This is a genomic window from Micromonospora sp. NPDC052213 (assembly GCF_040679695.1).
In the GTDB taxonomy this organism is placed as follows: domain Bacteria; phylum Actinomycetota; class Actinomycetes; order Mycobacteriales; family Micromonosporaceae; genus Micromonospora.
This window is the reverse complement of sequence record NZ_JBFAVI010000042.1, coordinates 1-24,257: the sequence shown is the minus strand read 5'-3', so window position 1 is coordinate 24,257 and position 24,257 is coordinate 1. Positions and strand designations below refer to the sequence as shown.

At 73.1% G+C, this 24,257-nt stretch carries 29 protein-coding genes; 15 read left to right on the top strand and 14 right to left on the bottom strand.

Features of this window, described 5'->3' with window-relative positions:
• Nucleotides 1–114: 114 nt before the first annotated feature.
• From AB0L34_RS13545 to AB0L34_RS13530, 4 genes are all read right to left on the bottom strand, one after another.
• A complete protein-coding gene (locus AB0L34_RS13545; protein ID WP_363704676.1) occupies nt 115–591 on the bottom strand; it encodes a PPOX class F420-dependent oxidoreductase in 477 nt (158 codons plus the stop codon).
• A gap of 79 nt (nt 592–670) precedes the next feature.
• Nucleotides 671–1,696, bottom strand: coding sequence for an aspartate-semialdehyde dehydrogenase (locus AB0L34_RS13540; RefSeq protein WP_357456021.1), 1,026 nt, complete (start codon nt 1,694–1,696; stop codon nt 671–673).
• Nucleotides 1,697–1,974: 278 nt separating this feature from the next.
• A complete protein-coding gene (locus AB0L34_RS13535; protein ID WP_363704674.1) occupies nt 1,975–3,321 on the bottom strand; it encodes a pitrilysin family protein in 1,347 nt (448 codons plus the stop codon).
• Complete coding sequence (locus AB0L34_RS13530; RefSeq protein ID WP_363704672.1) at nt 3,321–4,613, bottom strand: pitrilysin family protein; 1,293 nt, start codon at nt 4,611–4,613, stop codon at nt 3,321–3,323. Before AB0L34_RS13530 ends, AB0L34_RS13535 begins: the two co-directional genes overlap by 1 nt.
• Nucleotides 4,614–4,702: 89 nt before the next feature.
• On the opposite strand from AB0L34_RS13530, the gene AB0L34_RS13525 reads away from it, so the two are divergent.
• On the top strand, nt 4,703–5,443 hold the full coding sequence (locus AB0L34_RS13525; protein ID WP_363704670.1) for a phosphodiesterase: 741 nt from the start codon (nt 4,703–4,705) through the stop codon (nt 5,441–5,443).
• Here the strand turns inward: AB0L34_RS13525 and AB0L34_RS13520 are convergent.
• Nucleotides 5,410–5,625, bottom strand: a complete 216-nt coding sequence (locus tag AB0L34_RS13520; protein WP_357456034.1) for a hypothetical protein — start codon at nt 5,623–5,625, stop codon at nt 5,410–5,412. The two genes, AB0L34_RS13525 and AB0L34_RS13520, sit on opposite strands and share 34 nt — an antisense overlap.
• A gap of 402 nt (nt 5,626–6,027) precedes the next feature.
• Between AB0L34_RS13520 and AB0L34_RS13515 the strand changes: the two genes are divergently transcribed.
• From AB0L34_RS13515 to AB0L34_RS13505, 3 genes are all read left to right on the top strand, one after another.
• The gene (locus AB0L34_RS13515) at nt 6,028–7,125 is read left to right on the top strand and encodes a 3-deoxy-7-phosphoheptulonate synthase (protein WP_357456037.1); all 1,098 of its coding nucleotides are present in this window, start codon (nt 6,028–6,030) and stop codon (nt 7,123–7,125) included.
• A gap of 446 nt (nt 7,126–7,571) precedes the next feature.
• Nucleotides 7,572–7,811, top strand: coding sequence for a hypothetical protein (locus tag AB0L34_RS13510; protein WP_363704667.1), 240 nt, complete (start codon nt 7,572–7,574; stop codon nt 7,809–7,811).
• A 94-nt stretch (nt 7,812–7,905) separates the two neighbouring features.
• Nucleotides 7,906–8,115, top strand: coding sequence for a hypothetical protein (locus AB0L34_RS13505; RefSeq protein ID WP_357456043.1), 210 nt, complete (start codon nt 7,906–7,908; stop codon nt 8,113–8,115).
• Nucleotides 8,116–8,211: 96 nt separating this feature from the next.
• Here the strand turns inward: AB0L34_RS13505 and AB0L34_RS13500 are convergent, their stop codons facing one another.
• The 3 genes from AB0L34_RS13500 to AB0L34_RS13490 are packed head-to-tail and all read right to left on the bottom strand — an operon-like array spanning nt 8,212 to nt 9,430.
• Entirely contained in the window at nt 8,212–8,748 is a 537-nt protein-coding gene (locus tag AB0L34_RS13500) for a DUF1360 domain-containing protein (RefSeq protein ID WP_363704665.1), read from the bottom strand.
• A 38-nt stretch (nt 8,749–8,786) separates the two neighbouring features.
• The gene (locus AB0L34_RS13495; RefSeq protein WP_357456049.1) at nt 8,787–9,107 is read right to left on the bottom strand and encodes a hypothetical protein; all 321 of its coding nucleotides are present in this window, start codon (nt 9,105–9,107) and stop codon (nt 8,787–8,789) included.
• Nucleotides 9,107–9,430, bottom strand: a complete 324-nt coding sequence (locus AB0L34_RS13490; protein ID WP_363704663.1) for a DUF6158 family protein — start codon at nt 9,428–9,430, stop codon at nt 9,107–9,109. Before AB0L34_RS13490 ends, AB0L34_RS13495 begins: the two co-directional genes overlap by 1 nt.
• Nucleotides 9,431–9,551: 121 nt before the next feature.
• Here AB0L34_RS13490 and AB0L34_RS13485 point away from each other — a divergent pair, with 121 nt between their 5' ends.
• Complete coding sequence (locus tag AB0L34_RS13485) at nt 9,552–9,968, top strand: hypothetical protein (RefSeq protein ID WP_363704661.1); 417 nt, start codon at nt 9,552–9,554, stop codon at nt 9,966–9,968.
• 26 nt (nt 9,969–9,994) lie between these two features.
• Nucleotides 9,995–10,324 (top strand): DUF3817 domain-containing protein, encoded by a 330-nt coding sequence (locus AB0L34_RS13480; RefSeq protein ID WP_363704660.1) that lies wholly within the window; start codon nt 9,995–9,997, stop codon nt 10,322–10,324.
• Between the two features lie 6 nt (nt 10,325–10,330).
• Here the strand turns inward: AB0L34_RS13480 and AB0L34_RS13475 are convergent, their stop codons facing one another.
• The gene (locus AB0L34_RS13475; protein ID WP_363704659.1) at nt 10,331–10,765 is read right to left on the bottom strand and encodes a DUF6232 family protein; all 435 of its coding nucleotides are present in this window, start codon (nt 10,763–10,765) and stop codon (nt 10,331–10,333) included.
• A 594-nt stretch (nt 10,766–11,359) separates the two neighbouring features.
• On the opposite strand from AB0L34_RS13475, the gene AB0L34_RS13470 reads away from it, so the two are divergent.
• Entirely contained in the window at nt 11,360–12,334 is a 975-nt protein-coding gene (locus tag AB0L34_RS13470; protein ID WP_363704657.1) for an NlpC/P60 family protein, read from the top strand.
• 78 nt (nt 12,335–12,412) lie between these two features.
• On the opposite strand, the gene AB0L34_RS13465 is transcribed toward AB0L34_RS13470, so the two are convergent.
• From AB0L34_RS13465 to AB0L34_RS13455, 3 genes are all read right to left on the bottom strand, one after another.
• Nucleotides 12,413–13,402, bottom strand: coding sequence for a sigma-70 family RNA polymerase sigma factor (locus tag AB0L34_RS13465; protein WP_176737563.1), 990 nt, complete (start codon nt 13,400–13,402; stop codon nt 12,413–12,415).
• A 626-nt stretch (nt 13,403–14,028) separates the two neighbouring features.
• Entirely contained in the window at nt 14,029–14,985 is a 957-nt protein-coding gene (gene murQ, locus AB0L34_RS13460) for an N-acetylmuramic acid 6-phosphate etherase (RefSeq protein WP_357456070.1), read from the bottom strand.
• Nucleotides 14,982–15,896 carry a MurR/RpiR family transcriptional regulator gene (locus AB0L34_RS13455; protein ID WP_350708619.1) on the bottom strand — a complete coding sequence of 305 codons (915 nt, stop codon included), beginning with the start codon at nt 15,894–15,896 and terminating at the stop codon, nt 14,982–14,984. Before AB0L34_RS13455 ends, murQ begins: the two co-directional genes overlap by 4 nt.
• A 314-nt stretch (nt 15,897–16,210) precedes the next feature.
• Here AB0L34_RS13455 and AB0L34_RS13450 point away from each other — a divergent pair, with 314 nt between their 5' ends.
• Nucleotides 16,211–16,903, top strand: a complete 693-nt coding sequence (locus tag AB0L34_RS13450) for an SDR family oxidoreductase (RefSeq protein ID WP_363704654.1) — start codon at nt 16,211–16,213, stop codon at nt 16,901–16,903.
• A 41-nt stretch (nt 16,904–16,944) separates the two neighbouring features.
• On the opposite strand, the gene AB0L34_RS13445 is transcribed toward AB0L34_RS13450, so the two are convergent.
• On the bottom strand, nt 16,945–17,673 hold the full coding sequence (locus tag AB0L34_RS13445) for a dTMP kinase (RefSeq protein WP_363704652.1): 729 nt from the start codon (nt 17,671–17,673) through the stop codon (nt 16,945–16,947).
• A 101-nt stretch (nt 17,674–17,774) separates the two neighbouring features.
• Between AB0L34_RS13445 and AB0L34_RS13440 the strand changes: the two genes are divergently transcribed.
• The 4 genes from AB0L34_RS13440 to AB0L34_RS13425 are packed head-to-tail and all read left to right on the top strand — an operon-like array spanning nt 17,775 to nt 19,605.
• Complete coding sequence (locus AB0L34_RS13440; protein ID WP_357699900.1) at nt 17,775–18,413, top strand: nucleotidyltransferase; 639 nt, start codon at nt 17,775–17,777, stop codon at nt 18,411–18,413.
• Complete coding sequence (locus AB0L34_RS13435; RefSeq protein ID WP_350678265.1) at nt 18,410–18,685, top strand: hypothetical protein; 276 nt, start codon at nt 18,410–18,412, stop codon at nt 18,683–18,685. The genes AB0L34_RS13440 and AB0L34_RS13435 overlap by 4 nt, the downstream gene beginning before the upstream one ends.
• A gap of 9 nt (nt 18,686–18,694) precedes the next feature.
• Nucleotides 18,695–19,471, top strand: coding sequence for a metallophosphoesterase (locus AB0L34_RS13430; RefSeq protein WP_363704650.1), 777 nt, complete (start codon nt 18,695–18,697; stop codon nt 19,469–19,471).
• The gene (locus AB0L34_RS13425; RefSeq protein WP_018786997.1) at nt 19,462–19,605 is read left to right on the top strand and encodes a GPGG-motif small membrane protein; all 144 of its coding nucleotides are present in this window, start codon (nt 19,462–19,464) and stop codon (nt 19,603–19,605) included. The genes AB0L34_RS13430 and AB0L34_RS13425 overlap by 10 nt, the downstream gene beginning before the upstream one ends.
• 176 nt (nt 19,606–19,781) lie before the next feature.
• On the opposite strand, the gene AB0L34_RS13420 is transcribed toward AB0L34_RS13425, so the two are convergent.
• On the bottom strand, nt 19,782–20,555 hold the full coding sequence (locus tag AB0L34_RS13420) for a peptidoglycan DD-metalloendopeptidase family protein (RefSeq protein WP_357456088.1): 774 nt from the start codon (nt 20,553–20,555) through the stop codon (nt 19,782–19,784).
• A gap of 247 nt (nt 20,556–20,802) precedes the next feature.
• Here AB0L34_RS13420 and AB0L34_RS13415 point away from each other — a divergent pair, with 247 nt between their 5' ends.
• The 3 genes from AB0L34_RS13415 (at nt 20,803) to AB0L34_RS13405 (ending at nt 24,234) form a co-directional block, all read left to right on the top strand.
• Nucleotides 20,803–22,143 (top strand): ABC transporter substrate-binding protein, encoded by a 1,341-nt coding sequence (locus AB0L34_RS13415; protein WP_357456091.1) that lies wholly within the window; start codon nt 20,803–20,805, stop codon nt 22,141–22,143.
• Between the two features lie 71 nt (nt 22,144–22,214).
• Entirely contained in the window at nt 22,215–23,264 is a 1,050-nt protein-coding gene (locus AB0L34_RS13410; protein WP_363704647.1) for a sugar ABC transporter permease, read from the top strand.
• Between the two features lies 1 nt (nt 23,265).
• Nucleotides 23,266–24,234, top strand: coding sequence for a carbohydrate ABC transporter permease (locus AB0L34_RS13405; protein WP_363704645.1), 969 nt, complete (start codon nt 23,266–23,268; stop codon nt 24,232–24,234).
• Nucleotides 24,235–24,257 lie beyond the last annotated feature (23 nt).

Genomic DNA, 24,257 nt, shown 5'->3' with positions numbered 1-24,257 from the left:
GCCGAGCCGGGTAACGCGGACACGATCCGAGGAGGCACGCGGTGGCCCGGCCCGGCCGCCGCCGCCGGACGACCGACGACGAACGGGAGGTCCGCGACGTCGTCCCGGGCGGGCTCAGCCGTGCGGCGGGGCGCCGTAGAGGCGTTCGACGTGCAGCCGGAGCACGAGACGGCGCTCGGCGACCATCGCCCGCCGGTAGTCGGCCCAGTCCGGGTGCTCGCCCTGCACCGTCCGGTAGAGGTCGACCAGCTCCGCCACGGTCGCGTCGTCCGGGTCGGCGGCCACCGGCGTCAGCTCGGCGCGCGCCTCCGCCACCGCGTACGCCCAGCCGTCGTCGCTACTGACGTGGAAGCTGGCCCGGGAATCCCGGCGCAGGTTGGCCGTCTTCGCCCGGCCGTCGGTCACCGAGACCCGGATGACCGCGGACGCGGGGTCGAAGGCGTAGATGACCGTGGACAGTTGCGGCCGGCCGTCCCGCTTGAGAGTGGCCAGCACCCCGAGCCGGTGACCGGCGATCAGGTCCGTCAACGCCCGCCGGGTCTCGTCGTCCGCCACGGCATCCTCCCACTCGGCCGGTCCCGATGCCCCCATCGAACCACGGCGTACGCCCCAGCGGGCGCCCACCCGACGGGGCCCGCCGAGGTCGGCGGGCCCGTCGCACGCGCGTCGGTCAGCGGCGCTCGGCGGCGACCAGCTCGGCGATCTGCACCGCGTTGAGCGCGGCACCCTTGCGCAGGTTGTCGTTGGAACAGAACAGGGCGAGCCCGTGCTCGACGGTCTCGTCGGCGCGGATCCGGCCGACGTAGGTCGGGTCCTGACCGGCGGCCTGCAGCGGCGTCGGCACGTCGCTCAGCACCACGCCGGGCGCGCCGTCGAGCAGCTCGCGGGCCCGCTGCGGGGTGACCGGGCGGGCGAACCGGGCGTTGATCTGGAGCGAGTGGCCGGTGAAGACGGGCACCCGGACGCAGGTGCCGGAGACCTTCAGCCCGGGGATCTCCAGGATCTTGCGGCTCTCGTTGCGCAGCTTCTGCTCCTCGTCGGTCTCGAAGGAGCCGTCGTCGACGATCGAGCCGGCGAGCGGGAGCACGTTGAACGCGATCGGCCGCGCGAACGAGCGGGGGGCGGGGAACTCCACCGCCGCGCCGTCGAAGGCGAGCCCGGTGGCGTGCTCGGCGACCTTGCGGACCTGCTCGTCCAGCTCGGCCACCCCGGCCAGGCCGGCGCCGGAGACCGCCTGGTAGGTCGAGACGACCAGGCCGACCAGCTCCGCCTCGGCGTGCAGCGGGCGCAACACCGGCATCGCCGCCATCGTGGTGCAGTTGGGGTTGGCGATGATCCCCTTGGGGCGTACGGCGGCGGCGTGCGGGTTGACCTCGGCGACGACCAGCGGCACCTCCGGGTCCGTCCGGAACGCCGAGGAGTTGTCGATGACGACGGCACCGGCCGCGGCGACCCGGGGCGCCAACTCCTTGGCGGTGCCCTTGCCGGCCGAGAAGAGCACGATGTCGAGCCCGGAGTAGTCGGCGGTGGCCGCGTCCTCCACCGTCACCTCGCCGCCCCGGAAGGGCAGGGTGCGCCCGGCCGACCGCGCCGAGGCGAACAACCGCACCTGCTCCGCCGGGAACTCCCGCTCCGCCAGCACCTGCCGCATCACGCCACCGACCTGGCCGGTGGCCCCCACAATGCCGATCCTCATGCCCGCGAGGCTACCCAGCCCGGGCCCGCGGCCGGGAACGCTTTCCCACCGCGCGGACGGACGTCACGCCCGGTCGGGCGGCAGCCGAGGCGGGCCCGGGGCGGCCACCCGCCCGGAAGGTCACCGCCCGATCGCACCCGCGGCGAGAAGATCCGGGGCTTCCGACCGCGCCCCGCCGGAGCATTGCCACCGGCCGGCCGGCCCGCGCCGGGGCACCCGCCCCGCCCGACCGCGACCGACATCACATCGCGGGCCGCCCCCGGGCCCGGGGGCAGCGGTCAGGGGGCGGCGTCGACGACCTCGCCCAGGCCGGTGGCGACCAGCTCGTCGCGGATCACCGCGGCGTCGCCCTCCACCACCAGGGTGAGCGCCTCCGGGCGCAGGTGGGTGGCGGCCGCCGCGGAGACCTGCGTCACGTCGGCGGCGAGCAGCGACTCCCGCAGCCGGGCGTGGTAGTCGTCCGGCAGGTCGTGCACGACCAGGGTGGTCAGCGCGGAGGCGATCGCCCGGGGGCTCTGCAGCTCGACCGAGAGCTGCCCGGCCCGCCAGAAGCGCGCCACCGCCAGCTCCTCCTCGGTCACCCCGGTCTCCTGCGTACGGGTGATCTCGCCGACCGCCGCGACCAGCGCCGGCGCGGTGACGGCCGTCTGCACGCCCGAGCTGACCGCGAACCGGCCGAACCGCCGGGACGAGGCGAAGTCGCCCCGGATGCCGTACGTGTAGCCGTGCACCTCGCGGATCAGGTGGTTGAGCCGGGAGGTGAACGCTCCGCCGAGCACCGTGCCGGCAAGGGCCATCGGCACGTGGTCGGGGTGGGCGCGGTGCGGCGACGGGTGGCCCAGCCGCAGCGTGGACTGCACCGAACCGGGGCGGTCCACCAGGATGATCCGCCGGCCGGGGCGGGTCGGCACCTCGATCGGGCCGCCCCGGTCGACCGGACCGCCGCCGGTGCCGGCGAACGCCGCCGCGCCCAGCGCGTCCAGGTCGAGCCGGTCCAGGTCACCGGCGACGACCAGGGTGCCGGGGCGGATGAACCACTCGGAGTGGAAGACGGTGACGTCCTCGACGTCCAGCCCGGCGACCGAGTCCGGGTCGCCGTACATGGGGCGGCCCCAGCGGTTCTGGGCGCCGAACAGGTCCGCGCGCAGCGCCGCGTCGGCGCGGGGGCCGGGGTTGGCCCAGTCCATCCGCAGCGCGGTCGCCTCGTCGTCGCGGACGCGCCGGACGTCCTCCGGATCCAGCTTCGGGGTGCGGACCGCCTCGGCGAGCAGCTCCACGGCGGCGCTCAGCCGCTCCACCGGCACCTGCACGCTGACCTGGAAGGAGTCCCAGTCCAGCCCGGTCACCAGCTCGGTGCCGAGCGCCTCGATCGCCAGGGCGTACGCGGTCGCGTCGCGCTGCGCGGTCCCCTCCTCCAGGGCCTTGGCGAGCACCCCGCCGAGCCCTTCCCTGCCGGTCGGCTCGCGCCCGGCGCCCGCGTCGAGCAGCAGCAGCGCCACGGCCAGGTTCTGCCCGGGCAGGTGCGCGGCGACGACCTGGCCGCCGGCCACCGTGCGGCGGACCACCTGCGGGAACCGGTAGGGGCGGGCGACGCCCGGCCCGGGTCGGTCGGTGATCAGCGTCATCAGGGCTTCTCCTCGGGCAGGTAGGTCAGGGTCACCCGGTCGTCGGCGGCGAGCACCTCGGCCGCGGCCTCGGCGATCTGCTCGGCGGTCACCGCGAGCCAGGCCGGCAGCCGCTCCGCGGCCTTCGCCGGGTCGCCGAACTGGGTGGTGTAGCGCCCGAGCGTGTCCGCCCGGCCCTCCACCGTGGACATCTGCCGCCACCACATGGTGCTGAGCAGGGACTTGGCCCGGTCCAGCTCGGCGGCGGTGACGGGCACGGTGGCCAACTCGTCGACCACCTCGGCCAGCCCGGCGGCCAGCCGCTCGCCGCTCACCCCGGGGCGGGCCGTGGCGGTGGCGATCATCGGCGCGGGGGCGTGCGCCAGGTCCACCCCGTACGCCCCGACGAGGTCCGGCTGGGCGATCCGTTCCCCGTCGGCGAGGCGCTGGTAGAGCCGGCTGCCGCGACCGCTGCCCAGCACCGTGGCGAGCACGGTCACCACGTCGTAGCCGGGGCTGCCGAAGGGGTGGGTGCGGTGCGCGACGTAGACGCGGGGCGCCGGGACGTCGCCGGTGACCGTCTCCACGGCGGGCCGCCCGGTGGCCGGGACCGTCCGGCCGTCGGGCGCGGACGGGATGTCCTCGCGGGGCGGGATCGCGCCGAAGTACTTGTCCGCCAGCGCGAAGACCTCGGTGGCCGGGGCGTCGCCCGCCACGGTCAGCACGGCGTTGTTGGGCGCGTAGTACGTCCGGTGGAACGCCTGGAAGGTGGCCAGGTCGGCGGCGTTCAGGTCGGCCATCGACCCGATCGTGGCGTGGTGGTACGGGTGCCCGGGCGGGTAGAGCAGCGGCAGCAGCCGCAGCCAGGCGTCGCCGTACGGGACGTTCTCGTAGCGCTGGCGCCGCTCGTTCTTCACCACGTCGCGCTGGTTGTCCAGCGTCTCCTGGGTCAGCGCCGGGACCAGGCCGCCCATCCGGTCCGCCTCCAGCCAGAGCGCCAGTTCGAGGTGCTCGGCCGGGACGGTCTCGAAGTAGTTGGTGCGGTCCGGGTTGGTGGTGGCGTTGAGGGAGCCGCCCGAGCCCTGCACCAGCTTCATGTGCTCGGTCTTCGCCACGTTGACCGAGCCCTCGAACATCAGGTGCTCGAAGAGGTGGGCGAAGCCCGTCTGCCCCGTGGGCTCGTGGCGGGAGCCGACGTCGTACCAGAGGTTCACGGCGACCGCGGGGGCGGTGCGGTCCTCGCTCACCACCACGCGCAGGCCGTTGTCCAGTCGGGTCGTCTCGATGGGCCAGGGGTAACCGCTGTCGGGCATGGCACGACGCTATCCGATCGGGCGGGACGGAAGGGGACGCGCCGCTCGGGACGAGGCATCGACCGTCGGCGGCCGGGTACCGGGGGAGGATGCCGCCTGCCGCCACCGTGACCGACCGCGCCGCCGTCGCGGTCGACCGCGCGACCGCCGCCCTGGCCCGGCTCCGCCGGGGCCGCCTGCTGCACCCGGCGGGCCGTTCCTTCGCCGGCGAGGTGACCGTCTGGGGTACGCCGGGGCCGCCGACCGGGGTGCCGCTGCTGGACGCCCCGGGGCGCTTCCGGGCGACCGTCCGCCTCTCCAAGGGGGTGCCCACGCCGGGCAGCTGGCCGGACGTGCTGGGGCTGGCCGTGCGGCTGCACCGGGACGCCGGGCGGCCGTTCGACCTGCTGGTCAGCTCCAGCGGGGTCGCGCCGCTGCTGCGGCACCTGCCGCTGCCGCGGCGGCGCTTCGCCGGGACGTACAGCACGATCATGTCGTTCCGGGCGGGCCGACGCCGGCTCCTCCTGGCCGCGCTGGCCGACCCGGAGTCGCCCGACCTGGGCCGCAGCCTGGCCGAGGTGGCCGCCGCGGCCCGGACGGACGCGCCGCGCCTGGTGCTGGCGGTCGCGTCCGCGGTCGGGCCGTGGCGGCCGTTCGGGCAGGTCACCCTCGGCGGGCAGCTCGGCGCCGGGGAGGACGCCGCGCTGGCCTTCGACCCGGTCGGCAACCTGCCGCCGGGGCTGCGGGCGGCAGGCCCCGTCGCCTGGCTGCGGGAGCACACCTACCCGGCCTCGCAGCGGGCGCGCGGCGCCGTGCCTCAGTCGGGGGGCTCGACGGGGGTCACCGTCTGATCGGAGGTACGCCGCTCCAGCACGGTGTCCGGCGCGGCGTTGCGGTCCTCCTCCCGGATGTCCGACTCCTCGAGGATGACCTCGGCCTGTGCCTGCGGGTCCTCGCTGCCGACGGCCGCCTCCTCGGGCAGCAGGTGCGCGCGGGACTCGACCCGTTCCTGGTCGCTCTGCTCGTCACTCATGCCCGCCCACATACCCGGCCGGGCGGACGGGCACGCCCACATGATCGCGCCCGACCGGCGGTGACCTCCCCCCGTCGCGGGGTCAACGCCGGCCGGGCGCGACCGTGGCGCGGCGGGGGGGCGGGCCGCACTCGAAGGCGGAACGGGCCGCACTCAGGAACGGAACGTGGGGCGAGTGTTTCCCGACGACCGGGTGGACCTTCCCGGGCCGTCGGGTACGCTGGGCGGCGTGACGCGTTCGTATCGATGGTTTAGGCAGCCGGCTCGCACGCCGGTGACTTCACCATGATCTGACGTCACCGCCATCGAGCCGGCCGGGCAGGAGCTTTCGTTCCTGCCCTTTTGCGTACGAGCAGCCGGCTCGTACCCGGGCACCGGCCCCGGGGCACGGTCGGCGGAAGGATGCCCACCGTGACGACCCCGGAGACCGATCGGGTCAGCGATCAGCGGATCGACCGTGTCGTGCCGCTGACCACCCCGGCCCTGCTGCACCACGAGCTGCCCCTGGACGACACGCTCGCCTCGGCCGTGCTGGCCGGTCGGCGCGCCGTCGGCCGGGTGCTGGACCGCGCCGACGACCGCCTGCTGGTGGTGGTCGGCCCGTGCTCGGTGCACGACCCGGCCGCCGCGCTCGACTACGCCCGCCGGCTGCGCGTCGCCGCCGACCGGGTCTCCGACGACCTGCTGGTGGTGATGCGGGTCTACTTCGAGAAGCCGCGCTCGACGGTCGGCTGGAAGGGCCTGATCAACGACCCGGGGCTGGACGGCTCCGGTGACGTCAACACCGGCCTGCGTACGGCGCGGGCGCTCCTGCTCGACGTGCTGCGCCTCGGCCTGCCGGTGGGCTGCGAGTTCCTCGACCCGATCACCCCGCAGTACATCGCGGACACGGTGGCGTGGGGCGCGATCGGCGCGCGGACGGTGGAGAGCCAGGTGCACCGGCAGCTCGCCTCCGGCCTGTCGATGCCGATCGGCATGAAGAACCGCCCCGACGGCAGCATCGGCACGGCCGTGGACGCGATCCGCGCCGCCGGCGTGCCGCACGTCTTCCCCGGCATCGACGTCTCCGGCACCCCGGCGATCCTGCACACCCGGGGCAACGCCGACGGACACCTCGTGCTGCGCGGCGGGGGCGGCCGGCCCAACTACGACGCCGAGTCGGTCGCCGGCGCGCTGGAGCTGCTGCGGGCGGCCGGGCTGCCCGAGCGCCTGGTCGTCGACGCGAGCCACGCCAACAGCGGCAAGGACCACCGCAACCAGCCCAGGGTGGCGGCCGACGTGGCCGCCCAGCTCGCCGCCGGGCAGCGCGGCATCGTCGGGATCATGCTGGAGAGCTTCCTGCTCCCCGGCCGCCAGGACCTCGACCCGACCCGCGAGCTGACCTACGGCCAGTCGGTCACCGACGCGTGCATCGGCTGGGAGACCACGGAGGAGGTCCTGACCCACCTGGCCGCCGCCGTCCGCACCCGCCGCCGCACCCCCGCCCCCACTCCCGCCTGACCCACCCACCCGACGTTGATCATGGGGTCGGCGGCGGTCGGGGAGATCCACCTCGCCGCCGGTCCCGTGGTCGACGCCGGGGGACGGAAAGACAGCGCCGCCCCCGGGCCTTGTGGGCCCGGGAGCGGCGCTGGCGTCGGTGTGCAGGTCGCCTCTCGGCGAGTGGCGCGACGCGGCTCCAGCCGGACGGAATTCCGCGAGGGCAATATGGGTGAGGCCCGGGGACACTGGACACACCGACACCTCACTCAACCGGCCCCCCGCCTCCGGTGTTCCGGCCCCGACCATGACCGCCGTCACACCTCCGCGTCCGGCACCGGGGACTCGTCGGGGGCCGAGGCGGCCACTGGTTGCCCCGACGGGCCGTCTGCTCGGCAGGCCCGCCCACGCGGGGCCGGCCCGCGCGGTGACGTTTGACCGATTCGGTCGCGGGTAGCTGAGCCGACGTGACCGACGACGCACCCGTAACCGAAGCGCCCGTGGCGGAGGAGCCGGACGTCCGGCGCCTCGACGACCTGCTCGAGGACCTCTACCGCGGCCAGGAACGGATCAGCCAGGCGGACATCTACCGCCGCGCCGTCTCCGCGGAGCTTCCCGCGCAGCTCCTCACCCGGATCGCCGCGCTGCCCGAGGGCGAGTACGCGGTCGACGAGGCGGCCGACCTGCTCGGCGGATCGGTCACCTGACGACCCCCGGCAGCCCGTACGGCCGGCTCGTGGCGTCACCGGCGGGCCGGCAGCCTCCCGGCACGGGCGGCCGACGAGGAGTGAGGAGAGCGAGATGTCCCACCACGAGGAGCAGCACGAGAAGCTGCCGGCGCTCGGTCAGCCCCCCGAGGGCACGGACACCCTGCCGGAACCCGACTTCGCCAGCGAGCACGACAGGACCGCCGTGGACCGGGAGGTCATCACCGGCGCGGACGAGGACGAGCGGGAGCCGGAGGCGTCCCGGGGCTGGGCCGGCGAGGACCACGGCACGACCCCGACGTGACCGGGGCACCGGCAGACCCGACCGCTGGGGCGGGACGTCGCGAAGGGGGCCGGCACACCGCCGGCCCCCTTCGGGCGTCTCCGCCTCCTCGCGTGCTCAGTCGTCGTCGTGCCCGGGGCCCTCGGCGGCCCGCTGCGCCATCGCGTACGCCATCTGGAGGAAGTCCGAGGCGGCCACGGCGGTCAGCGCGGTCGCGACCAGCCGGGTCAGCCGGGGCGAGAGCACGAGCCCGCCGGTGAGCCCGGTGGCGACCCAGACGGCGAGACAGAACGGGCAGCTCAGCAGCTCCCCGATCGCGTGACGGGTGCCGCTGCCCTGGTCCCGGACCTGCTCCATCACCTCGCCGCTGCCGATCGGCCGGTCGTAGCGGGTGAACGGCGCCCGCAGGGGGCTGGTGACCGCGTCCTTGGCCAGCAGCCGGCTGAGCTTGTGCGTCGCGATGCCGAGCAGCACCACGTCGGCCGTGGCGGGACGGTCGGGCACGTGCTGGCCGGTCGCCTTGACCAGCCCCGCGAGCGCCCCGGTCACCGCGGCGTAGGCACCCATCGACACCAGATAGCCGCCGAGCGGCCGGTGCTCGTGCGGCGCGTACGCCCGGCGTAACCGCGCCACCTTCTCCTTCACGTCGGTCACCCCGGTCTCCCTCTGTTCCTTGGGTCGGCCGGACCGGCTCAGCCGGCCTGCAGGTTGTCGGCCACCTCGCGGGCGAGGCTGTCCAGCGCCTCCTCGGCCATCCGGTCGGCGTCCGGCCCGCCGGTCAGGTCGAGCCGCGTCCGGGCGCCGCCCGCCTGGGCCGGGTCCACCCGGATCTCGGCGCGCCAGTCCCCGGCGGCGCTCCACCGGGCCCGCAGCTCCTCCACGCTGATCTCCTCCGCCGGGCTGCCGTCGCCGCGCAGCGCGTCGGGCAGCCAGGCCGACGCCCGGTCGGGGTCGGTAGCGGTGTTGAAGACCACCTCCGGGGGCGCGGACATCCCGCGCTCGGCGTGCGCCATCACGCGTCCCGCAGGCGGCTGGGGTCGACCTCCCGCCCGGGGTGCCGGGCGAGGTACTCGGTCTCCAGTTCGGCCGTGCGCCGCAGGTGGTTGGCGAGCGCGGAGTCGGCCGCGTGCCGCAAGGTGTCCAGCCGGGTGCGGTGCAGGCTGTGCATCTCGCGGATCAGGTCCTCGTCTCCCAGCTCGGCCGGGTCGACGCCGAGCAGCTCGCCGTCGACGTCCGCCTCGCCGGAGGCCGTGTCGTGGACGTGGTCGCCGTCCCACGCGGGCATCCGCTGCTCCGGGCTCCCGAACTCGTCCTGCCGTATCGATCCGGTCATCATCGCCCCCCTGGTCGTTTTGGGCTGGCGTCTAAACGGATGCCCACACCGGGTGGCACCAAACCATTCCCGGCACTACGACACCGCGTCGGAGACCGCGGGCCGCCCCGGTACTCTCGATGCCATGAAGCGGCTCTGGACCCCGGCGTGGATCGCACGCCACGTGGCCATGGTCGTGCTGGTCGTCGGGTTCCTGGGGCTGGGCTGGTGGCAGGTCAGCCGGGCCGCCGCCGGCAACGCGATCAGCTGGGGCTACGCGATCGAGTGGCCGGTCTTCGCCGGCTTCGTGGTGTTCCTGTGGTGGCGTGAGGTCCGGCACACGCTGCGCGGCCCGCGGGTCCCGGCCGCCGAGCCGTCGGCCGCCGCCGGGTCGCGGCCGGCCGACGCTCCGGCGCGTCCGGTCGTACGCCGCCCCGTGCGGGTCGCCCGCGTGCCCGCGGCGGCCGTCGACGGCGAGGACACGGACCTCACCGCCTACAACCAGTACCTGAAATGGTTGACCGACAACCCGGGCGCCAAGCCCGGTGACTACCCCGGCTGAGGCCGGGCGCGGAAGGACGGACGAAGGTGGGCGCAGCCCTGACCCGGTACCGCGTGATCGCCTGGATCGTCGGCGTGGCGCTGATCCTGCTGGTCGTCATCGGCATGCCGATGAAGTACGGCTTCGACAACCCGATCCTGGTGGAGACCGTGGGCCAGGCGCACGGCTTCCTCTACATGCTCTACCTGGTGGCCGCCTTCGACCTGTCCCGCCGGGCGGGCTGGCCGCTGAAGCGGATGGTCCAGGTCATGCTGGCCGGCACGGTGCCGTTCGTGTCGTTCTACGCCGAGCGCCGGGTCAGCAACTGGGTGACCGCCGACCGGGCCGAGCGCACCCCGGAGCCGGTGGCCGGCTGAGCCGAGCTACCGGGCGGGCCGCCACGGGTCCACGGAGGCGATCGGGTCCTCCCAGCCGCCGTACTGGTTCATCTCCCGGGCCCGGCGCAGGGCCCGGGTGACCTGGCCGAACTGCCGCTCGTTGTCGCTGCTGAACAGCAGCACCTGCTCGCCGCGCCGCCGGCCCCACAGCTCGTACGCCGGCGGTCGCCACCGGTCCCCCACCACGGCGACCAGCACCGGCAGCAGGAAGACGGCACCCAGGATGAGGTACGCCCCGGCGGTGAGCCGTTGCAGCCCGCCGGTGAAGCCGAGCAGGAGCCCGACGCCGCCGAGCATCGCGCCCGTGACCACCACGGCGCGGACGGCGACACGGTCGTGCGGCCCGCGGCTGGTCTCCAGGTGGGTCAGTTCCGTCACCCGCCAGCTGTTGCGTCCGACGGTGAACCGGTCGACCGTCACGATGATCCCGGGTCGGGCGTAGAGCAGAGTGTTCCGGCCGCCGGTCGGCCCCGGTGACCGCGTCTGTCGTGTCGTGGCGCCTTGAGGATTCACTGCGCTACCTCCCACGGCTGTGTGCCGGGGTCGGCTCCCGCCAACGGATCGCATCAATGCCGGTCGACGGGATTCCCGGCTCCGCGGTTCATTGTGTGGCGCACGTGCCAGCCGATACGGCGCTTTCGCCCCACGGCGACGGTCGGCCGGCGGCGAGGCCGTCGGGTAGCGGCCGCCATGTCCGTCTTGTCGGTCATAGCACCCCAGGCTCCGCCGGCATACGCCCAGAACGACGAAAGCCGCGTACCACTCGATCGACAACAATCAGCGCCATCGTCCGGCGACAGCGCACGATCGCCGGCACGTACGCCCACCGGCACGACCGACACACCCCGCCACTTTGCCAACATTCGCCACGGCTTCAACTGCGGGCGACTCCTGCCCCGGGTTACGTTGTCCGGGCCGGCCGGTCGACCGCCGTCCACCAGGACTGCACCGGCCCGGTGTCGCCGGGGGCCTCAGCAGCCCGCGGCGGCGTGCTGGGAGAGGAGCCTTCCGCTCTTGTCGTCCCTCAGGAACACGCTGCGCGCCCTGGTGGTCGCCGCGGTGACGGCCACGCTGGTCGCGCCCGCGGTGCCGGCCCGGGCCGAACCCTCCCCCGCCGAGCTGACCCGGCGGATCGAGAAGTCCTCCACCGAGCTGGAGCACGTCGTCGAGGCGTACAACAAGCTCCGCGAGGAGATGAAGGCGAACCAGGCCGCCGTGACCCGGGTGCAGGGCCGGATCGGGCCGCTGGAGCAGCAGGCCGAGCGGAGCCGGGCGGACGTCGGCGAGCTGGCGGTGACCGCGTACAAGACCGGCAGCCACCTGTCCACCACCGAGGCGCTGCTGCGTCCCGGGGGCTCCGACACCCTGCCGGACCGGCTGCACATGATCGACCGGCTCACCCGGCAGCGGCAGGAGACCATCGCCGCCTTCACCAACGACCAGCGCCGCCTGCTCGCCGAGAAGACCCGGCTGGACGTCACGCTCGGTCGGCAGGCCGTCCAGGCCCGCGAGCTGACCGCCGCGAAGAAACGGATCGAGCGCGACCTGGCCGAGCTCTACGAGCTGCGCCGCCAGGCGTACGGCCGGGCCACCGAGAAGCCGGCCGCCCGGCCGGACAGCGCGGACGACGCTCCCGCGGTCTCCGGCCGGGCCGGCGTCGCCGTCCGGTACGCCTACGGCGCGCTCGGCAAGCCGTACGTCTGGGGCGCCGACGGACCGAACGGCTACGACTGCTCGGGCCTGACCTCGGCGGCCTGGCGGGCGGCCGGCAAGTCGCTGCCGCACAACGCCCGCATGCAGTGGGGCGCGGTAGCCCACATCGGCAAGGGCGAGCTGCGCCCCGGTGACCTGGTCTTCTACCGAGGGCTCGGGCACGTCGCGCTCTACGTGGGCGGCGGCCAGGTGATCGACGCGCCGAGCGCCGGGCGCAACGTGCTCAAGCGGGGCATGAACCTGATGCCCATCCAGGGCTACGGCCGGGTGCGCTGACCGCACCAGCACCCGCAGACGGCGAACGGCCGGCGTCCCCCTATCGGACGCCGGCCGTTCGCCGTCATTCCTACCAGCTCAGGCTGCCTGCAGCCCCTCCGCGCGGGCCAGCTCGCGGAGCCGGCCGAGCGCCTGGATCTCCAGCTGCCGGATCCGCTCCCGGGAGAGCGAGAACCGCGAGGCCACCTCGGTGAGGGAGTGCTCACGGCCGTCCTCCAGCCCGTAGCGGGCCCGCATGATGCCGGCCGACCGGTCGTCGAGGTGGTTGAGCAGGCCCTCGATCCGCTGCCGCTCCAGGCCGGTGAGGACGATCTCCTCCGGCGACGGGGCGTCGCTGTCGGCCACCAGGTCGCCGAGGTTGGTGTCGCCGTCGTCGCCGACCGGGGTGTCCAGCGACACCGTGTCCTGCGACCAGCGGACCAGCTCGTTGACCCGCTCGACGGTGACCCCGAGGGCCGCCGCGATCTGCTCCGGCTCCGGGTCGCTGCCCAGCTCGCGGGTGAGCTGCCGGGCCACGTTGCGCATCCGGTTGACGTCCTCGACCAGGTGCACCGGCAGGCGCACCGTGCGCTCCTGCTGGGCGATCGCCCGGCTGATGGCCTGGCGGATCCACCAGGTCGCGTAGGTGGAGAACTTGTAGCCGCGCTCGTAGTCGAACTTCTCGACCGCCCGCACCAGGCCGGTGTTGCCCTCCTGGATCAGGTCCAGCATGGGCATGCCCGAGCGGACGTAGCGGCGGGCGATCGACACGACCAGCCGCAGGTTGGCCCGGATGAACAGGTCCTTGGCCCGCTCACCCTCGGCGACCAGCCGCTCCAGGTCTTCCCGGTCGACACCGGCGGGGACGCGGTCCTCGCCGAGCAGGTGCTCGGCGTAGAGGCCGGCCTCGATGGCCTTGGAGAGGTCGACCTCCTTGGCGGCGTCCAGCAGTGGCGTCCGGGAGATCTCGTGAAGGTAGACGCCGACCAGGTCGCGCTCCTCGGCAACCTCGTCGGTTCGCATGCCGATGTTCTTGTCCACGTTGCCCACGGTCCCCTCGCTCGCGCCGGTTGCCCGGTTCCTTGCCATCCCCACGTCCATCAGCCCTCCCCCGTAACTTCCGCTGTGCCCACCGGTGCTGACGCCTACACAACAGATGAGACGCGTCGGGGATTCCATGTCGTGAGTCGAAAGTGTCACGAATGCCTGATAATCCGCTGAGAGCACGATCCACGTTTGCTGTCAGCACCCCGTGTGGCGGCGCTCCGATGGGCACCACGCAGGGTCGGCGGGTCGACGCGTCGCCGTTTCCCCGGTACATGGCAACATCGCCCACCCCGGTGGCACAGCGACCCGGCTCACCGCGGCGCTGCGATCCTGGTCACTGCCAGATACGCGCCCGTGGACCGGTCGGTTCATCCACGCCCGTGGTAATACCCCACCCCCCGATGAACAATCCGCGCCCCGGATCTATGCCCGGCACGTGACGCAGCTCGCAGGGAGGGGCGAACGGGAGGCGGTGCGGCGCTGCCGCGGGGTGGCCCGGCGACGCGAAGGCGCGGTGACGTGGCGGCGGGCGAGGTGCGGGGTGACTCGGGCAACGGGCTTGATACGGGCGGCCGGGTGAGGTCAGGGTGACGCGGGGGCGCGGTCAGGGGTGACGCGGGGACGGGATGGAGGCGTGGGTGGGCCGGGGGTGACGGCGGGCGCCCCGGTCAGGAGGCCAGCAGGGCCAGGGCGCCGCGGACCTGGTCGGCGGAGCGGGCGAGGGCGGCCCGCGCGGCCGACACCTCGACCCCGGAGACGAGCGAGACCAGCGCGGTCTTCATGTCGCCGTCGGCCTCGCCGAGGGCCCGCCGGCAGATCTCCTCGGAGCAGCCGGTGGCCTCCATCAGGATCGAGATCATCCGGCCGCGGAGCTTGGCGTTGGTGGCCACCATGTCGATCATCAGGTTCGAGTAGACCCGGCCGAGCCGCACCATGACCGCCGTGGAGAAGGTGTTGAGCACCAGCTTCTGCGCGGTGCCCGCCTTCATCCGGGTCGACCCGGTGACGACCTCGGGTCCGGTGTCCACGCCGATGAAGACGTCCACCGACCGGGCGGCCTCCGCCTCCGGGTTGGCACAGAGCAGCACGGTCGAGGCGCCCTTGGCCCGGGACGCGGCGAGCGCCCCCAGGACGTACGGCGTGCGCCCGCTCGCGGCGAGTCCGACCACGAGGTCGCCGGCGCGTACGCAGTCGGCGGCCTCGGCCGCCCCGCCCCGGTCGTCGTCCTCGGCGTCCTCGACCGCCCGCCACATGGCCTCCGGCCCGCCCGCGATGTGCGCGCAGAACCAGTGCCGGGGCGAGTTGAAGGTGGGGGCGAGTTCGGCGGCGTCGATCACGCCGAGCCGGCCGGAGGTGCCGGCGCCGAAGTAGTGCACCCGGTGCCCGCCGCGCAGCGCGGCCACCGCCAGGTCCACCGTCGCCGCGATCTCGTCCAGGACGTCCGCGACCGCGCCGGGCACCCGCCGGTCCGCCTCGTTGATCACCGAGAGCACGTCCCGCGTCGACATCAGGTCGAGGTCGGCGCTGTGCGGATTGCGCCGCTCCGTCGGCGCGCCGACCCGGATCACCGGCCGGGCCGCCATCGGGGTGGTCACGTCCTGCGGTTCCACCGCGCCGGCCGTCATGCCCGCCTCCGTCCCGAGCCGACCCGGTGCGACTGGACCGCCTCGGCGGTCGCCTCGAGGGCCTTGCGGGCCCGCGACCGGTTGCGCGCCGCCACCCCGACGAAGAGACAGTCGACGACGGTGAGCTGGGCGAGCCGGCTCGCCATCGCGCCGGAGCGGTAGGTGGTCTCGCGGGCCGCCGTGGTGAGCACGAAGTCGGCGACCTCGGTGATCGGCGAGCGGGGGAAGTTGGTCAGCGCCACCGTGGCGGCGCCCCGGGCCCGGGCCTGCTCCAGCACCTCGACCACGTCGGAGGTGGTGCCGGTGTGCGAGATGCCGACCGCGACGTCGCCCCGGCCGAGCAGCGCGGCCGACGTCAGCGCGGTGTGCACGTCCGGGAAGTAGAAGGCGGTGCGGCCGATCCGGTGCAGCTTCTGCTGGAAGTCGGAGGCGACGAAGCCGCTGGCGCCGGCGCCGTAGACGTCGATCCGGCCCGCGCCCGCGATGGCCTCGACGACCTGCTCGCAGATCGCCGGGTCGAGCTGCTCGGCCGTCTCCTCGACGGCGCGCGCGTCGTTGAACGCGATGGTGGCGATGATCTGGGCGAGGTCGGCGCCGGGCGGGATGTCACCGCCGACGACCCTGGCGTCCGGCGGCTCGACCCGGCGGGCGGCCTCGGCGGCGAGCCGGATCCGCAGCTGTGGGTAGCCGTCCATGCCGACCGACCGGCAGAACCGGATGACGGTCGCCTCGGATGTCTCGGCGGCGGTGGCGAGGTCGGTGATGGTCCGACGCGCGGCGTCGGCCGGGTCGGCGACGACCAGCCGGGCGACCCGCTGCTCGGCCGGCGACAACGACGGGAGCAGGCCGCTGATGTGGACGATCAGTCCACCCGGCTCGTGACTCGCAGAAATCTTCGGACTCTTCGCCACGGATGAAACTTACTTTCATGAGGCGTGAGCGTCAACCATGACTGCACGTGTTGGGGGAAACACCGCCCGCCGGGACCGCCGGATCTGCTCAGGGTGCCACTCCCCCGACGCCGTCACCTCCCCCGGGAGGGCGTTCCGGCCCCTGCCGGTCGGCCGCCGTCGGCCACCGTCTCCGGAAAGACCATGCCACCTTTCCGCCTTCCGCGACGTCCCGTCACCCCGGCGACGCCCCGGGCCCGGCCCGCCCCACGCCTCCTCCCGGACGACGCCCCGGCGGGCGACGCCGGGGCCGGGCCGGCACTAGCGTGTGGCGCATGGCGGATCGCAGTGTGCTGGTCACCGGGGGAACGGGCGGACTGGGCGGGGCGGTCACGGCCGCCTTCCTCGACGCGGGGTGGCGGGTGGTCGTACCCGGGCGGGAGCGGCCGCCGGCGACGGAGCCGGCGGCGGGCGGACCGGTCCGACTGGTCGCGGACCTCACCGACCCGGCCGGCGCGGAGCGGGCGGTCGCGGCGGCCGCCGACGATCCCGCGGCGCCGCTGCGGGCGGTGGTCAACCTCGTCGGCGGGTACGCCGGCGGCGGGCTGGTGCACGAGACCCCGGTCGAGGAGTTCGACCGGATGCTGACGGTGAACCTGCGACCGACCTGGCTGGTGACCCGGGCGGCGCTGCCGCGCCTGGTCGCGGCCGGCGGTGGCGCGGTGGTCTGCGTCTCCTCCCGTGCGGCCGTCGCCCCCTTCCCCGGCGCCGCCGGCTACGTGACCGCCAAGGCGGCCGTGCTCGCCTTCGCGAACGCGGTGGCCGTGGAGTACCGGCCGGCCGGGGTGCGCTGCAACACGGTGCTGCCGAGCGTCATCGACACCCCGGCGAACCGCGCGGCCCAGCCCACCGCCGACCACTCGCGCTGGGTCACGCCGGCCGAGATCGCGCCGGTGGTCCGCTTCCTCGCCTCCGACGAGTCGGCGCCGATCAGCGGCGCGAGCATCCCGGTCCACGGCCGCGCCTGACCGGGCCGGTCACCCACGGCCAGGCGGCCGCGCCCGGCGGGTCAGACGGTCAGGCGGCCCGCCGCGACCGGCTCGACGGCCGGCGCGGCCACGACGGCGGGGGCGGCCACCGCGCGGGGCGGGCCGTCCCCGTGGGCGGCGTCGAGCCAGCCGGCGAGGTGGCTCCTGATCTGCCGGGACACCTCCTCCGGCGGCCGGCCGGCGTCGACCACCACGAAGGTCGGGTGCTCCGGCAGCGCCCGGTACGCGGCGTCCGCGGCGGTCAGGTACCGCATGCTCTCGTGGTCGGTGCCGCGCTGCTCGATCCGCCGGTACGCCTCGGCCGGGTCGACGGTCAGCAGGAAGGTCACCTGCGGCCGTGGGAAGATCCGGTAGCCCACCCGGGCGAGCCGCTCCCAGCGCTGGCCCCCGTGGGCGCGGATGCTCGCGTACTGGCAGGCGGAGTAGCGGTCCATGACCGCGATCCGGCCCGTGGCCAGGCAGCCGAGCAGGGCGGCGGCGATGGCGAGCCAGCGCAGCACGGACTCCACGGCGAGCAGGCCGCCGCGCCCGACGAGACGCTGGGCGTCCGGCCGGCCGAGGCGGTGCGCGACGCGGCCGAGCCAGCGGCGCCCGCCCGCGTTGCGGTGGTAGGTGGCGGGGTGCCCCGCCGCGGTGAGCGCGTCGGCGAGCCGGTGCGCCTGGGTGGTCTTGCCCGAGCCGTCGATGCCGATCAGGGCGACGGCGCGCAATCGGGCCCTGCCGCGCCGTGCCTCCGATGATCTGGACACCCTGCACAGGTTATCCGACCCGCGCTCGCGTTGCCGGAGATTTGTACCGTCTGCTCCCGGTTGACCCCACCCGCGCCTCCTGCCAGGTGTGGTCCCCCGGGATGCCGGGTACCGGAGTTGGATCAGCCGCCTACCACCATCGACGGGAGACGCCAATGGCCGAGCGCGGGGACGAGAGCCTGGTGCACACGCTGAAGAAGGTCGCCGCCGTGCTCAAGCAGGAAGAGATTCCCTTCGCGCTCGGCGGCAGCTTCGCCGTGTACGCCCACGGCGGCCACTCCAGCGAGCACGACGTCGACTTCCTCATCCGGGAGGTCGACGTGGAACGCGCCCTGGAGGCCCTGGTCGCGGCGGGTTTCACGGCCGAGCGCCCGCCCGAGGACTGGCTGGTCAAGGTCTTCGACGACGGGCGGATGGTCGACCTCATCCACCGGCCCATCGAGACACCGGTGACCGAGGAGACGTTCGCCGACACGATGGTCCGGCCGGTCGACGCGATCCACATGCCGGTGCTCTCGGCCACCCAGTTGATGGTGCACAAGCTGCTCAGCTTCTCGCAGCACTACTGCGACTTCGCCCGGGGTCTGCCACTCGCCCGTTCGTTGCGGGAGCAGATCGACTGGGAACGGGTACGGAAGGAGACGCAGCACTCGCCGTACGCGGAGGCGTTCCTGGTGCTGCTGGACCGGCTGGACGTGGTGCCGTACTCCGGCACCCCGCAGCGAGAGGGGACACCGTGACCGAGCACCGCGACGTCGCCACCGGGCCGCCCGACGAGTACGTCGAGGCGGAGGTACACCGGCTGCTCACCGAGGACCCGGACGTGGCCGAGCAGGGGATCACCGTGGTCCGCCGGGAACGCGGCCTCGTGCTGTACGGCGAGGTGGAGAGCCCGCACCGGCGGGAGGAGATCCTGCGCCGGGTGGCCGAGCGCTTTCCGGACGTGCCGATCACCAGCGACATCGGGGTGATCCGCGCGCAGGCGCCCACGGAGATCGAGCAACTGCCCTGAGGAGGTGCCATGGTGATCCGGATCGCCGCCGTGGGCGACGTGCATCTGGACGAGGACGTGGTCGGCCGGTTCCGGCCGGCGCTGGAGGAGCTGCCCGAGCACGCCGACGTGCTGCTGCTCGCCGGTGACCTGACCCGGCACGGGACGGAGTCGGAGGCCCGGTGCGTGGCCACCGAGTTCGGCGGGCTGGGCGTGCCGGTGGTGACCGTGCTCGGCAACCACGACCACCAGTGCGACCAGGTGCCGCAGGTGGTCAAGGTGCTGGAGAGCGCCGGGATCAGGGTCCTGGAGGGCGACGGCGTCGTACTGGAGTGCGCCGGCGGCCGGCTGGGCGTCGCCGGGGTGAAGGGGTTCGGCGGCGGGTTCGCCGGGCGCTGCGCCAGCGACTTCGGCGAGCCGGAGATGAAGGCGTTCGTCCGGACCACCACGGACAGCGCGGACGCGCTGGCCGCGGCGCTGCGGGGGCTGGACTGCGACGTGCTGGTGGCGCTCACCCACTACTCGCCGGTGCCGGACACGCTCGCCGGCGAGCCGCTGGAGATCTACCCGTTCCTGGGGTCGTACCAGCTCGGTCAGGCGATCGACTCGGCGCCGACCGCGCTGGCGTTGCACGGGCACGCGCACGCCGGGACCGAGCGGGGCACCACGCCCGGCGGGGTACGCGTCCGCAACGTCGCCCACCCCGTCATCAAGCAGGCCTACAGCGTCTTCCACCTGGGCGACCACCTCGATCAACCGCAGGTTTCCCGCGTCGGCGGCTCGGGTATCCAGCAACCATGGAGCTGATTCTCTGGATTCTCGCAGTCGTACTCGTGGTCGCCGGCATCCTCGCGCTGTTCCGCCGGCAGATCCTGTGGGGCATCGTCCTCATCGTGGTGGGCCTGCTGGTCGGGCCGGGTGGTGTGAGCATCTTCAGTTGACGTGGCGGCCGTCCGCCGCCGACCGGGACCCGCCGGGGTCGTCGCGACCGGAACTCCGTCCTCCCGACGGGAGCATCCGGCCCCGACGACCCCGGCGCCGTGTTGTCCGCGGGTGGCCGCTCCCGGCGGGTGCCGGATGACGGGGCCCCGGGCGGCCCCGGGGCCCCGTCCCGCGCTCAGCAACGCGGCACGTTGGGGATGTAGCCGTCGTGGCCGGTGTAGACGTACGCGTCGGCGATGTAGCGTCCGCTGCCGATCCGGTCCCAGATCGAACTGGTGCCGTAGGTGCCGGTGACGGTGGTGCCGCTGGTCTGGCAGTAGATGGTCACCCGGGTGCCGTCGGCGACGGTGCCCACCGCCTCGTAGCCGGTGCCGGGGCCGGAGCGGACGGTCAGCGGGGTCCCGCTGGTGTTGACCGTGCCGGAGCCGGTGGTGCTGCCGCAGCCGTTGTCGCTGGTGTAGGTCTTCGTCCCCCAGTAGAGGGCGAGCGTGCCGTTGAAGCGGACCTGGATGTCGTTGCCGTCGAGCCGCTGCTCGTAGTGCAGGTGCGGGCCGGTGGAGCCGCCGGTGCTGCCGACCCAACCGATCACCTTGCCGTAGCCGACGGTCTGTCCGACGGAGACGTTGAAGCCGTTGAGGTGGGCGTAGTAGGTGGTGTAGCCGCCACCGTGGTTGATCCGGACGTACTTGCCGTAGCTGGTCCCGCCGAGGTCCGTGACCCGGTCGACGGTGCCCGGCGCGCTGGCCACCACCGGGTCGCCGAGGTCGTCGGTGCGGTTGAAGTCGATCGCGTACGCCGGGCTGTGGCCGGTCCGCGTCTGGCCGGACCAGGACTGCCCGCAGGGGAACGGCACCTTGAACGTCGGCGCGGCCATCGCCGGGGCCGCCGGGAGCAGCGCGCCCACGGCCAGCAGACCGGTCGCGAGCAGGCTGAGCCATCGCTTACGCATCCAGAACCTCCAATGTTGAAATTCTTCTATACCTACCTCCAGCGTGACAGAAATCGCCACTCCTGAAAAGATGCCGACGCGTGTCGTGGGAGCGCGCCCACACGGCAACGACCGGGTTTCCGGATTGTTACTCGCTCGTGTCCGGTCTGGGGTGGACCGGGTCGGATGCAAGCGCTTACATGTGTTGATGCCCAATCGGACCGGCGCGCGTTCGATCCCCCACGCGCCGGCAAGGAAGGAGAACGGCATGGCGTTTGCCAGATCACGCCCGGCTCTCGCGATCGCCGGCGTACTGGGGCTGGCGCTGAGCGTCACCGCCTGCGGCACCGGCAGCGACAAGAAGAGTGACACCGCGGGTTCCGCGGAGTGCGCCGCATACGAGAAGTACGGCGACAACAAGGGCAAGAAGGTCACGATCTACTCGTCGATCCGGGACATCGAGGCCGACCGCCTGGCGGAGTCCTGGAAGCAGTTCGAGGACTGCACCGGCATCGAGATCGACCACGAGGGCAGCGCCGAGTTCGAGGCGCAGCTCGGCGTCCGGGTCGACGGCGGCAACGCGCCCGACCTCGCGTTCATCCCGCAGCCGGGTCTGCTCAAGCGCTTCGTCGACTCCGGCAAGCTCAAGCCGGTCGGCGCCGACACCAAGAAGATGGCGGAGGAGAACTACCCGGCCGACTGGCTGAAGTACAGCACCGTCAACGGCCAGTTCTACGGCGCCCCGCTCGGCTCGAACGTGAAGTCGTTCGTGTGGTACTCGCCGAAGACCTTCAAGGAGAAGGGCTGGACCGTCCCGAGCACCTGGGACGAGCTGATCGCCCTGAGCGACAAGATCGCGGCGACCGGCACCAAGCCGTGGTGCGCCGGCATCGAGTCCGGTGACGCCACCGGCTGGCCGGCCACGGACTGGATCGAAGACGTGATGCTGCGGACGCAGACCCCCGAGGTCTACGACCAGTGGACCACCCACGGCATCCCGTTCAACGACCCGAAGGTCGCCGAGGCCGTCGACAAGGCCGGCACCATCCTCAAGAACGAGAAGTACATGAACGGCGGGTACGGCGGCGTGAAGAGCATCGCCACCACCGCCTTCGGCGAGGCCGGCCTCCCGATCACCACCGGCAAGTGCGCGCTGCACCGGCAGGCGTCCTTCTACGCGAACCAGTGGCCGAAGGGCACCAAGGTGGCCGAGGACGGCGACGTCTTCGCCTTCTACTTCCCGGCGATCGACCCCGCCAAGGGCAAGCCGGTGCTGGGCGGCGGCGAGTTCGTCTCGGCCTTCACCGACCGCCCCGAGGTCCAGGCGGTGCAGACCTACCTCGCCTCCGGCGAGTACGCCAACAGCCGCGCCAAGATCGGCGACTGGGTGTCGGCGAACAACAAGCTCGACCTGGCCAACGTCGCGAACCCGATCGACAAGCTCTCCGTCCAGATCCTCCAGGACAAGAGCTCGGTCTTCCGCTTCGACGGCTCCGACCTGATGCCGGCCACCGTCGGCGCGGGGACGTTCTGGAAGGGCATGGTCGACTGGATCAACGGCAAGGACACCGCGACGGTGCTGAACGGCATCGAGAGCAGCTGGAAGTGATCTGAGCCGGTGGCCCGACCCCTGCGGAGGTCGGGCCACCGGTCCACGACCGAACCCTTGAAGGAGGGTCGATGGAGTTCGACTTCATCGAGGAGAAGGACAAATTCCTCATGCTGGGGTACGGGCTGCTCGCCTTCGTCGCGGTGGTGGGCGGTCTGCTCCTGCTCCTCGACGTGGTGCCGGCCTGGTTCGCCCGCCGCCGGGAGGCGCAGCTCGTCGCCGTCTCCGCGAGCGGCGCCCCGCTCCCCCGCCGCCGCAAGCCGCGGGAGGGCGTGTTCGCGCTCTTCTTCCTGCTGCCGACGCTGCTGCTGCTGACCGTCGGGCTGGTGGTCCCGGCCATCCGCACCACGATGCTCTCCTTCATGGACGCGGGCAGCAACGACTGGGTGGGGCTGCGCAACTACGGCTGGATGTTCTCGGAGGACTCGATCGTCCGGGTGCTGCTGAACACCCTGATCTGGGTGCTCCTGGTCCCGCTGGTGGCCACCGCGTTCGGCCTGATCTACGCGGTCATGGTGGACAAGGCCCGGTTCGAGGCGGTCGCCAAGTCACTGATCTTCCTGCCGATGGCGATCTCCTTCGTCGGCGCCAGCATCATCTGGAAGTTCGTGTACGCCTACCGCGGCGACGGGCAGGAGCAGATCGGTCTGCTCAACCAGATCGTGGTGAGCCTCGGCGGCGAACCGAAGCAGTGGCTGCTGGAGTCACCGCTGAACACGCTGCTGTTGATCGTGATCATGGTGTGGATCCAGGCCGGGTTCGCCATGGTGGTGCTCTCCGCCGCCATCAAGGCCATCCCCGCCGACATCGTGGAGGCGGCCCGCCTCGACGGGGTCACCCCGTGGCAGATGTTCTGGCAGATCACCATGCCGAGCATCCGGCCGGCGCTGATCGTGGTCGTGGTGACGCTGTCGATCGCCACCCTCAAGGTCTTCGACATCGTCCGGACGGCCACCAACGGCAACTACGACACCAGCGTCATCGCCAACGAGATGTACAACCAGGCGTTCCGGTACGGCCAGAACGGGCAGGGCTCGGCGCTGGCGGTCTTCCTGTTCATCCTGGTGGTGCCGATCGTGATCTACCAGATCCGCAACCTCCGACAGCAGCGGAAGGGCTGAGATGACCACCGCAACGCCCACCGTCGCCGCCGGCACCCAGAAGACCGACGGCCGCACGTCCACCGCCGCCGCGCGGGTGCGCAAGCGGCTGAACAGCCGCACCGCCACCCTCGTGTCGATCGTCATCGCGGTGCTCTGGACCATCCCGACCTTCGGCCTGTTCATCTCGTCGTTCCGGCCGGAGGACCAGATCAAGAGCAGCGGGTGGTGGACCTTCTTCACCGACCCGCAGTTCACCTTCGAGAACTACCAGGAGGTGCTGTTCGGGCGCTCCTCGTCGTCCGGGCAGCTCGCCAGCTACTTCATCAACTCGCTGGCGATCACCGTCCCGTCGGTGCTCTTCCCGCTCGCCTTCGCGGCCCTGGCCGCGTACGCGCTGGCCTGGATCAACTTCCGGGGGCGGGACTGGGTGTACATCGCGATCTTCGCGCTGCAGATCGTGCCGCTGCAGATGGCGCTGGTGCCGCTGCTGAAGTTCTTCTCCACCGGGGTCACCGTCGCCGGGGTCACCGTGCTGCCCGCCTGGGACCTGGTCGACGAACAGAAGTTCGCCCAGGTGTGGTTCGCGCACACCTGCTTCGCGCTGCCGTTCGCGGTCTTCCTGCTGCACAACTTCATCTCGCAGCTCCCGGGAGACCTGATGGAGGCCGCCCGGGTCGACGGGGCCACCCACCCGAAGATCTTCCGCACCATCGTCCTGCCGCTGATCACCCCGGCGCTGGCCGCGTTCGGCATCTTCCAGTTCCTCTGGGTCTGGAACGACCTGCTGGTGGCGCTGATCTTCGCCGGTGGCGGCGACGAGACCGCTCCGCTCACCGTCCGGCTGGCCGAGATGGCCGGCACCCGGGGCAACGAGTGGCAGCGGCTCACCGCCGGCGCGTTCGTCTCGATCGTCGTACCGCTGATCGTCTTCCTGTCCCTTCAGCGCTACTTCGTGCGGGGGTTGCTCGCCGGCAGCGTCAAGGGCTGACGCCTCTCCGCCGCCGGGACACC

Bases quoted from the DNA above. Each gene is read 5' to 3' on its own strand.
- AB0L34_RS13545 (WP_363704676.1), bottom strand. From the start codon at position 591: ATGGGGGCATCGGGACCGGCCGAGTGGGAGGATGCCGTGGCGGACGAC.
- AB0L34_RS13540 (WP_357456021.1), bottom strand. From the start codon at position 1,696: ATGAGGATCGGCATTGTGGGGGCCACCGGCCAGGTCGGTGGCGTGATG.
- AB0L34_RS13535 (WP_363704674.1), bottom strand. From the start codon at position 3,321: ATGACGCTGATCACCGACCGACCCGGGCCGGGCGTCGCCCGCCCCTAC.
- AB0L34_RS13530 (WP_363704672.1), bottom strand. From the start codon at position 4,613: ATGCCCGACAGCGGTTACCCCTGGCCCATCGAGACGACCCGACTGGAC.
- AB0L34_RS13525 (WP_363704670.1), top strand. From the start codon at position 4,703: ATGCCGCCTGCCGCCACCGTGACCGACCGCGCCGCCGTCGCGGTCGAC.
- AB0L34_RS13520 (WP_357456034.1), bottom strand. From the start codon at position 5,625: ATGAGTGACGAGCAGAGCGACCAGGAACGGGTCGAGTCCCGCGCGCAC.
- AB0L34_RS13515 (WP_357456037.1), top strand. From the start codon at position 6,028: ATGCCCACCGTGACGACCCCGGAGACCGATCGGGTCAGCGATCAGCGG.
- AB0L34_RS13505 (WP_357456043.1), top strand. From the start codon at position 7,906: ATGTCCCACCACGAGGAGCAGCACGAGAAGCTGCCGGCGCTCGGTCAG.
- AB0L34_RS13495 (WP_357456049.1), bottom strand. From the start codon at position 9,107: ATGGCGCACGCCGAGCGCGGGATGTCCGCGCCCCCGGAGGTGGTCTTC.
- AB0L34_RS13490 (WP_363704663.1), bottom strand. From the start codon at position 9,430: ATGATGACCGGATCGATACGGCAGGACGAGTTCGGGAGCCCGGAGCAG.
- AB0L34_RS13485 (WP_363704661.1), top strand. From the start codon at position 9,552: ATGAAGCGGCTCTGGACCCCGGCGTGGATCGCACGCCACGTGGCCATG.
- AB0L34_RS13465 (WP_176737563.1), bottom strand. From the start codon at position 13,402: ATGGCAAGGAACCGGGCAACCGGCGCGAGCGAGGGGACCGTGGGCAAC.
- murQ (WP_357456070.1), bottom strand. From the start codon at position 14,985: ATGACGGCCGGCGCGGTGGAACCGCAGGACGTGACCACCCCGATGGCG.
- AB0L34_RS13450 (WP_363704654.1), top strand. From the start codon at position 16,211: ATGGCGGATCGCAGTGTGCTGGTCACCGGGGGAACGGGCGGACTGGGC.
- AB0L34_RS13440 (WP_357699900.1), top strand. From the start codon at position 17,775: ATGCCGGGTACCGGAGTTGGATCAGCCGCCTACCACCATCGACGGGAG.
- AB0L34_RS13430 (WP_363704650.1), top strand. From the start codon at position 18,695: ATGGTGATCCGGATCGCCGCCGTGGGCGACGTGCATCTGGACGAGGAC.
- AB0L34_RS13425 (WP_018786997.1), top strand. From the start codon at position 19,462: ATGGAGCTGATTCTCTGGATTCTCGCAGTCGTACTCGTGGTCGCCGGC.
- AB0L34_RS13420 (WP_357456088.1), bottom strand. From the start codon at position 20,555: ATGCGTAAGCGATGGCTCAGCCTGCTCGCGACCGGTCTGCTGGCCGTG.
- AB0L34_RS13415 (WP_357456091.1), top strand. From the start codon at position 20,803: ATGGCGTTTGCCAGATCACGCCCGGCTCTCGCGATCGCCGGCGTACTG.
- AB0L34_RS13410 (WP_363704647.1), top strand. From the start codon at position 22,215: ATGGAGTTCGACTTCATCGAGGAGAAGGACAAATTCCTCATGCTGGGG.
- AB0L34_RS13405 (WP_363704645.1), top strand. From the start codon at position 23,266: ATGACCACCGCAACGCCCACCGTCGCCGCCGGCACCCAGAAGACCGAC.